The following is a 12,558-nucleotide window of genomic DNA, read 5'->3' on the forward strand; positions in this document are numbered from 1 at the left end:
AATGCCCCCCCTGCGTCGCTGCGCTCCGACTGCCCGGCCGGATGGCCGTGGAACAGGTGGCCAGATGGCCGTGGAATGCCTGGCCAGATGAGAGCGGACTGGGTGGCCGGATGGCGTGGAATCCGCAGCCACTCATCGAGGCATTTCACCTCAGATACCCCAAGATCACCGTCAACCTGAAAGAGATCTCCCAGGAACGGATCGAGGAGCTGCTGTTGGCGGGAGAGTTGGACGTAGGGATCGCATTCGATGAAATACATTCATCGGACATCGAAGCCATCCCCTTGCTGAACGAAACGCTCGCTTTGGTTATGAACCGCAGACACCGCCTGGCCGAGGAACGCTCCATTACCTCGCACGGCCTGAGTGCTGAGTCTTTAGTCTTGCTCAGCACAGAGTTTGCCACTCGCGAGCAAATCGACCGCTACTGCCGCAAATATGAGATTAACCCTAAGGTGCAGATGGAGGCCAATGCCCTAGGCGCAGTGATCGAGATCGTTCGCCGAACGAATCTTTCGACCTTATTGCCTGCCAGAATTGCGTTGGCCCATGACGACCTGGTGGCCATCACGTTGGAGCCGGAGCGCTTGGAGCGACGAGCCGTTCTAATGCGGCGCAAAGACGCCTTTCTGAGCGCGGCGGTGCGCGTCTTCCTCGAGCTGGCTAAAGAAGTATCCAGCGATCTTGATCAGTGAGGTTTTGCGTGACCGCAGGATGCGCGTGTGCAACAGGGCCCAAGGTAGAGGAAAAGTGCAACGATGACGCTTTGCCTGACCGACGAAGCGGAGACTGGAAGGAGAGGAAAGCCCTCTATTGGCTTTCTAGCCGCCGACGGCGCACTGATGTGTATCACAAACCGCAATAGGGATGACGAATCGCTTCTGAACGAAAAAAACCTGATCCTTTAAGACAAAAGGATCAGGTTGACGGTGACTTACAGGCCGAGCTCGGTCAGACCTGGGTGGTCATCCGGACGGCGACCCAGTGGCCAGTGAAACTTACGCTCGCTTTCCTTGATAGGCATGTCGTTTACGCAGGCGAAGCGACGATGCATCAGGCCATCAGCTTCAAATTCCCAATTCTCGTTGCCGTAGGAGCGGAACCAGTTACCGGAATCATCATGCCATTCGTATGCGTAACGGACGGCGATACGGTTATCGGTAAAGGCCCAGAGCTCTTTGATCAGGCGATAATCCAGCTCTTTTTTCCACTTGCGGGTAAGGAACCCTTTAGCTTCTTCGCGGTTGGTAGCAAACTCAGCGCGGTTACGCCATTTGGTATCCAGCGTATAGGCGAGCGAAACTTTCTCCGCGTCGCGGCTGTTCCAACCATCTTCTGCCAGTCGGACTTTTTCAATCGCCGTTTCGCGAGTGAAAGGAGGAAGTGGTGGGCGAGTGTAGATATTGGACATGGTGGTGCCTCCAGATTAATTGGATAATTGAGTAAACCAGTGCCAGTGAATCGCAGGCCTATAGCAAGGCCGTTTGAATCATCAATTTGTGAACGTTGAATCGCACTGCTAACGACAGCATTAAATTAAACTCTATTGCCGCGCCTTGATGGAGGTGGCCGCAATTAATAAAGATGCTATAGGTGCAGGCGCACGTATCCTCGGAACTATGTTTCCGGGGAATATCATAAGAACTATACTTATGCTAAAAGCGTTCGTACTCTACCTGCAGTGTAGGCAATCGAATTTAAATTTCGTTCTGCCTAGCCGAGCACCCTGAGTTTGAAAGAATTTACAGTGGTGCCGGAGTTACAGCCCCAACTCAGTCAGCCCGGGATGATCATCTGGGCGGCGGCCCAGCGGCCAGTGGAATTTGCGCTCGCTTTCCTTGATAGGCATGTCGTTTACGCAGGCGAAGCGACGGTGCATCAGACCATCAGCTTCAAATTCCCAGTTCTCGTTACCGTAGGAGCGGAACCAGTTACCGGAATCATCATGCCACTCGTACGCGTAACGGACGGCGATGCGGTTATCGGTAAAGGCCCAAAGCTCTTTGACCAGACGGTAATCCAGCTCTTTTTTCCACTTGCGGGTGAGGAAACCTTTGGCCTCTTCACGGTTGATAGCAAACTCAGCGCGGTTACGCCATTTGGTATCCAGCGTGTAGGCGAGTGAGACTTTTTCCGCGTCGCGGCTGTTCCAACCGTCTTCAGCAAGTCGAACTTTTTCAATCGCTGTTTCGCGAGTGAACGGAGGAAGTGGCGGGCGAGTTTGGGCATTGGACATGGTAGTGACTCCAGCCTAGTTGGATAGATAAGTATGAGTAGCGTCTCTGACGCTCAAGCTTTAGGGCACAAGCTCTTTCAGCAACATCTGCGCAACTTCCTTTGCATTATCAGCAGCGTAATAATCACCCATAACACGAGCCGTGGTGATTGCGCCTTCCATCAAAATAAATAACTGCCTGGCTAAGACCAACGGTTGCTCGGTGTTCAATTGTTCAGTCAGTTCAAGCGTATAGTCCAAGAGCTTTTGCTTGTGCAGTTTTGCGATCTGGCGGATGGGGTCATCGGGATCCCCTACCTCGCCTGCCGTGTTAATGAACGCACAGCCGCGGAAACCATCCGTCTCGAACCAGCCCTTCAAAACAGTAAACATGCTCAGTATTCGATCGTACGGTGTAGCCGCTTTGTCGCATTCGGTCCTGAACCATTGCATCCAGCGTACGTCGCGAGCGCTCAAGGCCGCAGCTGCGACATCATCTTTGGTAGCGAAATGGTTGTAGATACCCTTCCTTGACACGCCAGAGGTCTTCACCAGTAGGTCCATGCCCGTGGCATGAATCCCGTTTTCGTAGATGAGTTTCTCGGCGGTGGCCAGGATTTGGGCTCTGTGATCTATCGTTGGTCTGCTCATGGATTCAATGTAGAACGATCGTTCTCTCCGGTCAAGCACCATCAGGTGATTTCTTCGATTAAAGGCGCGCGCCCCAGTGGTACCTGGAATGAATTCCTGGGCGGCCTCAGCGTTTGACTTCCTGTTGTAGGACCCTATCCCAGCCCATGGCTGATGACGCCAGGTGGTGAGGAGAGCCTTTGGTACTGCTCAGGTGCACATTCGACGGCCGCGTCGGGGTGCGAGCGCGACCAGGCGGACAGCGAGAGCTCTCTGATGGCGCTACCAGGACAAAGCACGGCGCCCATCATTGGCTGTCGGAGCCTGCGGTTATCCGACGCTGATGCACTGACTCAATCGTGACCATAGCGGAAATATACTTTGCGCACTAATTATTATCGCGCAAAGTTAACCCCAAGTACGAAGCAACCGCTCACACCTACGAGACACCGGAGAACGATCATGACCATTACCAAAGCATTCGCCATCGTCACCCTTACGCTCGGCGCCAATGTTGGTGCTTTTGCGCAGACCGCAACTCCGTATCACTACGGAATGGATCTGGATATCGACAAAATCGTCTCTGTGGAGGCCACACCCAGCAACGGCGGCCCAAACAGCATTGCAACTCTGACCTACCGTGACAGCCACGGCGAGGAGCAGAAGGTGAGCTACATCCGTCCGGACTTTGCAGCCAACCAGAACTGAACACCCGCCCACACCCTAGGAGCACAATCATGAAACTGCCCCGTACCCTCACCGCCGGCCTGCTGGCTCTGGCTGTCAACAGTGCCTTCGCCGCTGGTAGCCCGGGCGTGGAACACACCACCCAAGGCTTCCTTCAGGCTCTGGCTGCAGGCGGCGGCAAGCCGCTTGAGACCTTGTCGCCGAAAGACGCCCGGTCAGTGCTGACAGGCGCCCAGGCAAGCGTGAAGGTCGACTTGTCCGGTATTCAGGTCGAGCGCCGTACCATCCAGGCCGATGGCCAGCCGCTGGAAATCCGGGTAGTGCGGCCGGAGGGCGCTAAGGGTGACCTGCCGGTGTTCATGTTCTTCCATGGTGGTGGATGGGTGTTGGGCGATTATCCGACCCACGAGCGACTGATCCACGACCTGGTAGTGGGCTCTCGTGCGGCAGCGGTCTACGTCGATTACACGCCATCGCCCGAGGCCAAGTTCCCCACAGCGATCAACCAGGCTTACGCCGCCACCCGCTGGGTCGCCGAGCATGGCAAGGAGATTGGGGTCGACGGCAGCCGCCTCGCTGTGGCTGGCAACAGCGTCGGCGGCAACATGGCTGCAGTGGTAGCCATCAAGGCGAAGGAAGCCGGAACTCCGAAGCTGCGCTTCCAGGCACTGCTGTGGCCCGTGACTGATGCCAACTTCAACAACAGTTCCTACAACCAATTCGCTGAAGGGCACTTCCTGACACGCAACATGATGCAGTGGTTCTGGGACAACTACACCACTGATTCGAAGCAGCGCGACGACATTCACGCATCGCCGCTACGTGCCAACCTGGATCAGCTGAAAGGTTTACCGCCGGCACTGGTACAAACTGCTGAAATGGACGTGCTGCGTGATGAAGGTGAAGCCTATGCTCGCAAGTTGAATGCCGCCGGTGTTCCGGTAACCGCCGTGCGCTACAACGGGATGATTCACGACTTCGGCCTACTAAATGTCCTCGGCGAAATCCCTGGCACCCGAAGTGCGATGGACCAGGCTGCACAGGCGATCAGTCAACACCTCCAGTGACAGCGACGATCAGGACCGGGGTAAACGTGGTCACCTTGGTCCTGCTCGGACAGGACCCTCATGAAGGATGGAAATCCTCGCGGTAAGGATGCCTCGGCCGAGGTGATGCCGCTCGAACTGTACCCTCTCGACTCAGCATGCACAGGAAACGCCGTTACCCTGTGCAGCGACGTCCACCCCCACCAACGAAAAACCCTCGTCAAGCCAGCCGGTAACCCCGCCAATCATTTCTTTCACCGGGAAACCCAGCTCAGCCAAGCGAACCGCCGCCCGATGTACGCCATTGCAATGCGGCCCCGCGCAATAAACAACGAAAAGCGTCTGGCGCGCATAGTCAGCCATGCGTTCTGCGCTGATGGTGCGGCCAGGAATATTGATCGCGCCCGGCACATGGCCCTGCGCAAACGCCTCGCTGCTCCTTACATCTACCAGCACATAGTCGACATCACCCGACCGCTGGCTACGTTCAACATCCGAACAATCCGTCTCGAACGCCAGATGGCGGCTGAAATGAAGCAGGGCATCGGATGGGCTTGCGGCAGGATATTCGCTGACCAGGCTTGGCATGGATTTCACTCCTCGGTTGAAAGTGCGCCCATTGTAGGAAGCCCGCCTGTATCGCTACAGTGGCGCACTCGACAGTCACCGGTAGTTTTCCGCCAATGCTCACGACCCCTGGTTTGGTCGCCGTGCTGGCCTATGACGGGCTGTGCACCTTCGAGTTCGGCATTGCCGTGGAGATCTTCGGGCTGCCACGCCCGGAGTTCGAATTCGCCTGGTACACGCATCGCATCGTCGCCGTCGATCCCGCACCAATGCACGCGGCAGGTGGCATGCAGGTCATTGCCGAGTTCGGCTTGGAGTCGCTCGTTGATGCCCATACCATTATCATTCCGGGATGGCGTAGCCGCGATGAGCGCCCGCCGCAGGTGCTGCTGGACGCCTTGCGCGTAGCGTATCAACGCGGGGCGCGGCTGCTTTCCATCTGTTCGGGGGTGTTCGTGCTCGCGGCTGCGGGCCTTCTGGACGGCAAGCGTGCCACCACCCATTGGCGCTATACGGACGAACTCGCGGCACGCTATCCACTCATTGAAGTTGACCCTGGCGTGCTTTACGTAGACTGCGGCCAGCTGATTACCTCGGCAGGCAGCGCTGCCGGTATAGATGCCTGCCTGCACCTGGTGAGTCGAGACTTTGGTACCCAGGTTGCCAACACCGTTGCCCGCCGCCTGGTTATGGCACCCCAGCGTTCCGGAGGGCAAACACAGTTCTTCCCCGCACCCGTTGCCCAGAAGCCTCGCGATGATCTTGCCGCGGTGCTGGAGTGGGCGACCTTGCATGTGGGCAGGCCGCTTACGGTCAAGCAGCTGGCAGCGAAGGCACTGATGAGCGAACGTACCTTCCTGCGACGCTTCATCGAAGCGACAGGCATCACGCCGAAAACCTGGCTGCATCAGGTGCGCATGAACGTGGCGCGTGAGTTGCTGGAAAGCAGCCCATTGAGCAATGAGCAAATCGCCGAACGCTGCGGGTTCGCCTCGGCGGAAAGTTTCCGGGCAGCATTTCGCAAGACCGTGGGGTTGGCGCCCATGAGGTATCGTGCGCAGTTTGGCAACCACTGACCCTATTCAGCCTCGCCTCGCTGCATCACTTCGATTGCCATTGCCAGCGAAAAACCCCAACGCTGTACCGGCACCCAGCATCGCTCAGCTCGTGCTGCAGCCTGAGCCAATGGCGTGGACGGCGTCATCGGTATTCAGGCAACCCAGTTCGTTTGTGCAAGCAGCGAGAGCGCCATCACGCCACTCGCAAAGAGCTTATTGGCTTGCCTCCACCACCTCCTCCTGCTTGAAAATACGGAACCCTCGCGCCTGATAATTTAGAAGCGCGGCAGGATGGTCGAAGGTGCAGGTATGTACCCACACCCGCTCTGTACCGCTCCACTCCCACGCTGCTCGAACAGCGTGACTCAGGAGCGCTCCGCCGAAGCCACACCCCAGGAATTGAGGTGCCAGCCCGAAGTAGCGTATCTCTGCGTTACTGCCATCGGGGCGATAGAGCTCGTAATAGCCGGCTATCGCACCACGGTAATAGGCAACCCAGGTACGGTGGCAATCCTGTTCGACGAGTGCCTGCCAGTCAGAAATCCCCCAGGTGTCAAGATCGCCCCACTCCCAAGGTGTGCCTACCAGCTTGTACAGAAACCGATTGAATTCCGCCTGAGGCACTTCACATTCAATGATCCGGAGTTCGTGAGGCTGTGTTTTTTCCTTCAGCTCGGATGCCGAGACCATTTCCAGATAATAAGTGGTGCAAGACCGTTCCATCGTAGACTCCCTACCCTACAGGCCAGCTATTGGTGTGAAACATGACAATGACCACCGGGGCCGACATCGAGCCCGGTGGTTTTTCACTACCTTACCAATTGTGCGTGTAACTGGCAGTCAATACCGTGCCGGGTGCCGGCAAGTGGCTGGTGTTGTTGTTATTGCGCAGCAACTGGCTGTAGAGCGGGTAGTAGTCGCGGTTGAACAGGTTCTGGATGCCGACGCTCACCTTGTCGTCTGCGGAGATCTGGTACTGGCTGACCAGGTCGACTGTCGTATAACTGCTCACCTGATGTCGACCAAAGCTGTCCACCCCATCGAGCCTGTAGTCCTTGGCATCGAAGAACGTGGCTTGCAAGCGGTTGCTCCAATCCAGGGTCGGCTTGTATTGCACGTAGGCGGTCAGCTTCAGCGGCGGAACGCGATAGCCGGTCATGTCTTGCCAGTCTTTACCGTCCGGTTTTTCTCGTCTGCGCATCCAGGTCGCACTCCCCCCTGCGCCCCACACAGCATCGTCCGACAGCCAATCGGCACTGGCTTCAGCACCGTAGATACGCTCCTTGGTGCGGGTCAGAATCAGGCCATTGTTGAAACTTTGCACATCCCCCAATTTGGAGGTGGTGTAGAACAGTGCCAGGGTGCCGAGGGTGTTGCTGCCCAGGTCTCCTCGCCAGCCAAGCTCATAGTTGTTGGTCTTGACCGGCTCCAGGTTCGATGCGCCGATGTCGAAGCCACGGCGCGCATTGCGCAGCTGGATGCCCACGTCGGGCAACTGGAAGCCCTGGCTGAAGGAGGCGTAGATTTCCTGGCCGAGTACCGGCGAGTAGACGATGCCCAGGTTCGACAGCACCGCATCGTAATCAATGTCGCCACCCTTCACCGCCACCGGGGAGGCAGACGTGGATTCGGACAACGGAACGAAGTCATCGAATTCGGCGGTGGAGTATTCGTAGCGCAGGCCGCCGTCGACCGACCAATGCTCATCGAAGCGATGCTGCAGCTGGGCGAAGGCACCGGCGCTTCGCGTCCTCAGCGGGGGCATGTACGTGAGCTTGCCGGTCTTGTCGAAAACCAGGCCGCCACTGGCGTCATAAGCCGCCGGGTCGAAGACATCGAGCGGCATGTCGCTGCGCTCCTGGTTATAGTCACCACCCCACACCAGTTCGGTACTGCCGCTGTCACCAATCGGCGTGCGCAGGGTCAGGCGGCTTCCGAAGACTTCGCTGTTTTGCATGATCTGGTCAACACTGCCGCCGCGGGTAGCAACGGCACGGGCATCGAACGGGGTGAAGCGTGTGAAGTAGTCCCGGTAGTACATCTGGGCAGAAAGCCGGCTGCCGAGGATGTCGAGATTTTCATACTCCAGGTTCACCAGCGTGTTGCGAATGCGGTTCTGCTCGTCAAGATCCAGGCCCTTGATCGTATTGGCCGGCACAGAGCCAGCAGGGAGTTTCGCGACGCTTGGGTCGGTAGCGTAATCGGTGTCCTGGCGGGCATCGTAGTGGCTGACTGCAAGCTGCACTCGCTGGTTCTCGTCAATGTGCAGCCCCAGCTTGCCGCCAACGTTGTAGATGTTCGAATCGAACAGGTCGCCTTGGCTTGGCTCCGGGGCGATCCGGTCACCGTGCGCATCATACGAGGCACCGATATGGCGGGTACCGAAGTCGAACGAGTAGTCCACCGCACCCTGAGAGCCGGCGAAATATTGCTGGAACTGCCCCCCCAGGCCATCGCTGCCAAGGCGGGTCAGCGGCGAGGTCGCGCTCAGGCTGGTTTCGGCGCGGTTTTCACCACCCGCGGGCCGTGTGGTAATGGAGATGATGCCCCCCGTGGCGCCGCTGCCGTAGATGGCGCTGCTGCCACGAATGACTTCGACCCGTTCGATCAGTGCCGGGTCGATGTTGGCCAGGTTGCGCGAGGAGTCGCGGTTGGTATTGAGCGGCACCCCGTCGACCATGACCAGCATGCTGCGCCCGCGCAGGGTCTGGCCATACTCGGTGACGGTGCGGCTGGAGTCGGACATGCCGGGAACCGCCTTGGCCAGTACCGTAGCCAGGCTCTCTGACCCCTGGCGCAGCTCCTGCAGTTGTTCATGCTCGAGAATGGTGGATTGCCGCGTTGCGGAAACCAGGCTGCTGCTGGTGCGCGAGGCGGTGATTTCCGTCTGGGCCATTTCCACGGGTCCGCTCTGGATTCCAGCACTTGATGCAGGGGCACCCTGCGCGACGATGACGAACGTGCGCTCATCCTTGGCCTGTACTTGCAAGCCACTGTCCTTTAGCAGTGTTCGAAGTGCTTCCTCGGGTGTGAACCGCCCCTTCACCGCAGGCGCGTTTCGGCCTGCACCAAGATCGCTGGCGAAGATGATCTGTACCGAAGATTGCTGTGCGAGCGCGTTGATGGCATCGCCCAGCGGTGCGGCGGGGAGATCCACGTTCACCTTTTCCCGGCCCTGGGCCGACATTGCGATGAGCAGGCTACTGGCAAGCAATGACAGGCGTAGCTGGCGACTGCGGAGGGGAAAATGCACTTCTCGAGTTCCTTTTTGTGGTTGGGCTTTTTCAGTAGCCGCCATGGGGATCGAGAAACCCTACCTGCGCCTGAGAATTATTTTCTTGTCGGTTTGCGTTGAATCCGGACGCTGCCGTCCCCTACCTGCAGCACGGCGACAGGCAGGATGCTGGGCAGCAGATCCAGTAGCAGGTCGACATTGCGCGCTTCGAACACCCCCGTCACCTTGAGTGCGGCCAGGCTTGGGTCGCTCAGCTCGATGGGGGCCTTGCGATAGTGGCGCAACAACGACACCGCTTCATCCAGCGGCGTCTGCTCGAACACGATGCGATCATCTTTCCATGCCATCGCCTTGGAGGCGTCAGCCTTTGCAACCGGCATCAGTTGCCCGCCAATCGAGTCGACCTGTTGCCCTGGCCTCAGGGTGACAGGCGCCTGTGCTGCAGCAGCAGCGGTGACGTCCACGCGCCCACGGGCCAGGGTCACACGCACCGCGTCGTTATCCAGCCGGCGGACATTGAACAGCGTACCGAGCACCTCGACTTTCACCATGCCAGCGGACACTACGAAGGGGCGGTACACGGCCGAGGACACATCGAAAAGCGCCTGCCCTGCGCGCAGGTCGACTTCGCGGCTGAGCAGACGCCAACTGATATCGACATGCGTGCCACTGTCGAGCAGCAGCTTGCTTCCATCGCTCAGCAGCACAGTGCGCCGCTCACCAATGGCGGTAGCGAAACGCTCGCTCTTGTAGGCTGGGTTCAGCCACGCCAGGGCCGCAAAGGCGATCGCAACCGCTAGTGTGATACCGGCCGACTTCACCGCTTTGGAGGGCGCTGGCCTGGACGGCGGCATGGGGAACAGCTGCTTGAGCTCTTCACGATGTCGCCCCAGTGCCTCGTCCAATGGCACCTGTTCGGGCTGCTTGGTCATGGATGCACCTCATCGCGCCCAAGCCGTTGCCTGCACGCAGCCAACCCCAGGCGCAGGTGCTTTTCCACTGTCTTGATGGAGATACCGAGGCGAGCGGCTACTTCTGCCTGGGGGATTTCGTGAATCTTGTGCATGACGAAAACAGCCTGACAGCGAGGTGGGAGGTCTGTGATAGCGTCGACGAGCAGTTGAAACTCGCGCTCGCTGTCATACCTGGTCATCGGGGTGGCTGCCGGGCAGGCCACCTCAGGCAGCTCGGAGATAGCCTCTACCCAGGCGCCTCGGCGGCGATCGCTACGATAGCGACTCACGGCGGTGTCGTGGGAGATTTTTCGTAGCAGGGCCAGTGGGGTTCTGACGTCTTCTTTCTCACCGCGCTCAAGCAACTGCACACACACGTCATGCACTACATCGCGCGCCACGCTTCTGTCGCCGAAGCGTCGGCGAATGTGGTCCACCAGCTCGTCATAGTGACGGACCAATGTAGACAGCAGCGACGGTTTGGCGGGATCGAACGACACGATGCATCCTGGATAAGAGGTAGGCCTCGAAAACAAGACACAAGTGTAAATGAGAAATAATTGCGAATAAACAAGCTACAGCATCGAGCCATGCTAAATCGAGAGAGGGCGAGGAATGGTCAGACCGTTGGCAATGGCACTGGCTTCCAGCTTTGCACGCTCCGCATCCAGAAAGACATAGGCGGCTTGCAGCGTGGTGATCTTCGCTTGAATTTCGGCCATCTTGCCGGCTACCAACATCGCGCCTTGGGCGCAATCGATCGTGTTACCGCGCTTGGCCGCAAGGATGTCGCCAATCTCGGCGAGCGAAAAACCGCCGCTCTGGGCACTTTGAATAAAGGCCAGGTCAACAACGGTCTGGTCGCTGTAGCTGCGGTAATTGTTGGCTTGGCGATGGGCCACGATAAGCCCGAGTTGCTCGTAATAACGCAATGTATGGCGGCCCACCCCACTCCGGCGCTCCAACTCTCCGACATTCACGATAAAAATTCCTTGACTGTAGAGTAGGCTCTACACCTTAGCCTGCGCCGATCATCCAGACAAGGATTCAGATATGAGCGTGGAATGCTTCGTCACTGGCGGCAGTGGGTTTGTGGGTCAACATCTGCTGGCCCATCTTACCGCGACAGGGCACAAGACCTGGGTGCTCATGCGCAACCCTGCAAACATCGAACGCCTCAAAGAGCAGGTAGGCCAACTGGGAGGTAATCCCGCGTATTTAAACGCAGTTGAAGGAGACATCAGCAGGGATGGGCTTGGACTCAGCGAAGCATACAGGCAATGCGTAACTTCGGCCGCCGTGGTCTTTCACCTCGCGGCGCAGTTTACCTGGGGCCTTACAATCGAACAGGCCCGCGCAGTCAACGTACAAGGGGCGCTGAGGGTCGCCAGGCTTGCGGCGAGCCAGCGTATCCGCTTGCTGATGGCTGGCGGTTATATGCTGCAGAACCTTACTCATCTTGCAAGTATCGGGGTTGATACCGCGCACCCTGAAAACACCAATTGGCCTGCAGTATACGGCCGTGTCGGGGGCTACGAAGGCAGCAAGCTGGAGTCCCATTTCGCAGTCATCCGTTACATGCAGGAGGTAGGCGCAGATTACTCGATCGTTCATCCTGCTACGGTATGTGGTCACAGCGAGAGTGGGCATATCCCTGAAGGTCAACCTCTGGTGGACCTCATCAGAAACCTGGCACTGGGCCGGTTCAAGGCTGTCCCCGGTTCCGCCAGGCACTGGTTGCCGCTGGTCAGCGTGGATTATCTGGTAAAGATGATGACGTGCGTGGCGTTCGACCCATCAATGGTCAACCGGCAGGTCCTGGCGCTGTATGAGCACACGCCGAACCTGCAGGGTATGCTTGAGCAAATTGCACAAACGCTGGATATAGAGCCCCCCCGCCGCCATGTACCCATAGGGTTGCTGAAGTGGCTGTTGGCGATTCCAGGACTGGCCAACCGATTATCGATCAGCGCGGAGTCACTGAACTTCATCCAGACGCAGCGGTTCGACATGAACGACAGCCAGCAACTGGAACGAAAGTATCAGTTGGCCCATCCCGACATGACGCGAACTTTGGAAAAGACGGTGCGCTACGTTGAGGGTTACTTGCCCAATCGTCATGTTCATACTTCTGCATACCCTGCCGGAAGATAACAAACGGGTTCTG

The 12,558-nt window shown here is 58.1% G+C and carries 14 protein-coding genes; 5 read left to right on the plus strand and 9 right to left on the minus strand.

The window, feature by feature from the left end:
* The coding region (locus WM94_RS06355) for a LysR substrate-binding domain-containing protein (RefSeq protein ID WP_256207000.1) at positions 1 to 695 on the plus strand (695 nt) is incomplete at its 5' end.
* A 239-nt stretch (positions 696 to 934) separates the two neighbouring features.
* Here the strand turns inward: WM94_RS06355 and WM94_RS06360 are convergent.
* From WM94_RS06360 to WM94_RS06370, 3 genes are all read right to left on the minus strand, one after another.
* Positions 935 to 1,411: a nuclear transport factor 2 family protein gene (locus tag WM94_RS06360; protein WP_061550723.1), complete on the minus strand. Its 477-nt coding sequence runs from the start codon at positions 1,409 to 1,411 to the stop codon at positions 935 to 937.
* A 348-nt stretch (positions 1,412 to 1,759) separates the two neighbouring features.
* Positions 1,760 to 2,236, minus strand: a complete 477-nt coding sequence (locus WM94_RS06365) for a nuclear transport factor 2 family protein (protein ID WP_061550724.1) — start codon at positions 2,234 to 2,236, stop codon at positions 1,760 to 1,762.
* Between the two features lie 60 nt (positions 2,237 to 2,296).
* The gene (locus WM94_RS06370) at positions 2,297 to 2,866 is read right to left on the minus strand and encodes a TetR/AcrR family transcriptional regulator (RefSeq protein ID WP_061550799.1); all 570 of its coding nucleotides are present in this window, start codon (positions 2,864 to 2,866) and stop codon (positions 2,297 to 2,299) included.
* A gap of 441 nt (positions 2,867 to 3,307) precedes the next feature.
* Between WM94_RS06370 and WM94_RS06375 the strand changes: the two genes are divergently transcribed.
* Together WM94_RS06375 and WM94_RS06380 are read left to right on the plus strand one after the other, a co-directional pair.
* Positions 3,308 to 3,553, plus strand: coding sequence for a DUF2790 domain-containing protein (locus WM94_RS06375; protein ID WP_003256777.1), 246 nt, complete (start codon positions 3,308 to 3,310; stop codon positions 3,551 to 3,553).
* Positions 3,554 to 3,582: 29 nt separating this feature from the next.
* Positions 3,583 to 4,599, plus strand: a complete 1,017-nt coding sequence (locus WM94_RS06380) for an alpha/beta hydrolase (protein ID WP_061550725.1) — start codon at positions 3,583 to 3,585, stop codon at positions 4,597 to 4,599.
* Positions 4,600 to 4,731: 132 nt separating this feature from the next.
* Here the strand turns inward: WM94_RS06380 and WM94_RS06385 are convergent, their stop codons facing one another.
* The gene (locus WM94_RS06385) at positions 4,732 to 5,166 is read right to left on the minus strand and encodes a rhodanese-like domain-containing protein (RefSeq protein WP_038409395.1); all 435 of its coding nucleotides are present in this window, start codon (positions 5,164 to 5,166) and stop codon (positions 4,732 to 4,734) included.
* A gap of 95 nt (positions 5,167 to 5,261) precedes the next feature.
* On the opposite strand from WM94_RS06385, the gene ftrA reads away from it, so the two are divergent.
* Entirely contained in the window at positions 5,262 to 6,221 is a 960-nt protein-coding gene (gene ftrA / locus WM94_RS06390) for a transcriptional regulator FtrA (protein ID WP_061550726.1), read from the plus strand.
* A gap of 195 nt (positions 6,222 to 6,416) precedes the next feature.
* On the opposite strand, the gene WM94_RS06395 is transcribed toward ftrA, so the two are convergent.
* From WM94_RS06395 to WM94_RS06415, 5 genes are all read right to left on the minus strand, one after another.
* Positions 6,417 to 6,926 carry a GNAT family N-acetyltransferase gene (locus tag WM94_RS06395; protein ID WP_061550727.1) on the minus strand — a complete coding sequence of 170 codons (510 nt, stop codon included), beginning with the start codon at positions 6,924 to 6,926 and terminating at the stop codon, positions 6,417 to 6,419.
* A 91-nt stretch (positions 6,927 to 7,017) separates the two neighbouring features.
* Complete coding sequence (locus WM94_RS06400; RefSeq protein WP_061550728.1) at positions 7,018 to 9,456, minus strand: TonB-dependent receptor; 2,439 nt, start codon at positions 9,454 to 9,456, stop codon at positions 7,018 to 7,020.
* A 77-nt stretch (positions 9,457 to 9,533) separates the two neighbouring features.
* Positions 9,534 to 10,370, minus strand: coding sequence for a FecR family protein (locus tag WM94_RS06405; protein WP_061550729.1), 837 nt, complete (start codon positions 10,368 to 10,370; stop codon positions 9,534 to 9,536).
* Positions 10,367 to 10,891: an RNA polymerase sigma factor gene (locus WM94_RS06410; protein ID WP_061550730.1), complete on the minus strand. Its 525-nt coding sequence runs from the start codon at positions 10,889 to 10,891 to the stop codon at positions 10,367 to 10,369. The genes WM94_RS06405 and WM94_RS06410 overlap by 4 nt, the downstream gene beginning before the upstream one ends.
* 93 nt (positions 10,892 to 10,984) lie before the next feature.
* On the minus strand, positions 10,985 to 11,371 hold the full coding sequence (locus WM94_RS06415) for a MerR family transcriptional regulator (protein WP_061550731.1): 387 nt from the start codon (positions 11,369 to 11,371) through the stop codon (positions 10,985 to 10,987).
* 73 nt (positions 11,372 to 11,444) lie between these two features.
* Between WM94_RS06415 and WM94_RS06420 the strand changes: the two genes are divergently transcribed.
* Complete coding sequence (locus tag WM94_RS06420) at positions 11,445 to 12,545, plus strand: SDR family oxidoreductase (RefSeq protein ID WP_061550732.1); 1,101 nt, start codon at positions 11,445 to 11,447, stop codon at positions 12,543 to 12,545.
* Positions 12,546 to 12,558: the final 13 nt, after the last annotated feature.

Origin of the sequence: Pseudomonas sp. ABFPK (genome assembly GCF_001586765.1) — a bacterium.
In the GTDB taxonomy this organism is placed as follows: Bacteria; Pseudomonadota; Gammaproteobacteria; order Pseudomonadales; family Pseudomonadaceae; genus Aquipseudomonas; species Aquipseudomonas asiatica.

What these genes read in the sequence shown, in the direction of transcription:
- WM94_RS06380 (WP_061550725.1), top strand. Translation starts at nt 3,583, where the DNA reads ATGAAACTGCCCCGTACCCTCACCGCCGGCCTGCTGGCTCTGGCTGTC.
- WM94_RS06420 (WP_061550732.1), top strand. Translation starts at nt 11,445, where the DNA reads ATGAGCGTGGAATGCTTCGTCACTGGCGGCAGTGGGTTTGTGGGTCAA.
- WM94_RS06405 (WP_061550729.1), bottom strand. Translation starts at nt 10,370, where the DNA reads ATGACCAAGCAGCCCGAACAGGTGCCATTGGACGAGGCACTGGGGCGA.
- WM94_RS06360 (WP_061550723.1), bottom strand. Translation starts at nt 1,411, where the DNA reads ATGTCCAATATCTACACTCGCCCACCACTTCCTCCTTTCACTCGCGAA.
- WM94_RS06375 (WP_003256777.1), top strand. Translation starts at nt 3,308, where the DNA reads ATGACCATTACCAAAGCATTCGCCATCGTCACCCTTACGCTCGGCGCC.
- WM94_RS06370 (WP_061550799.1), bottom strand. Translation starts at nt 2,866, where the DNA reads ATGAGCAGACCAACGATAGATCACAGAGCCCAAATCCTGGCCACCGCC.
- WM94_RS06385 (WP_038409395.1), bottom strand. Translation starts at nt 5,166, where the DNA reads ATGCCAAGCCTGGTCAGCGAATATCCTGCCGCAAGCCCATCCGATGCC.
- ftrA (WP_061550726.1), top strand. Translation starts at nt 5,262, where the DNA reads ATGCTCACGACCCCTGGTTTGGTCGCCGTGCTGGCCTATGACGGGCTG.
- WM94_RS06395 (WP_061550727.1), bottom strand. Translation starts at nt 6,926, where the DNA reads ATGGAACGGTCTTGCACCACTTATTATCTGGAAATGGTCTCGGCATCC.
- WM94_RS06365 (WP_061550724.1), bottom strand. Translation starts at nt 2,236, where the DNA reads ATGTCCAATGCCCAAACTCGCCCGCCACTTCCTCCGTTCACTCGCGAA.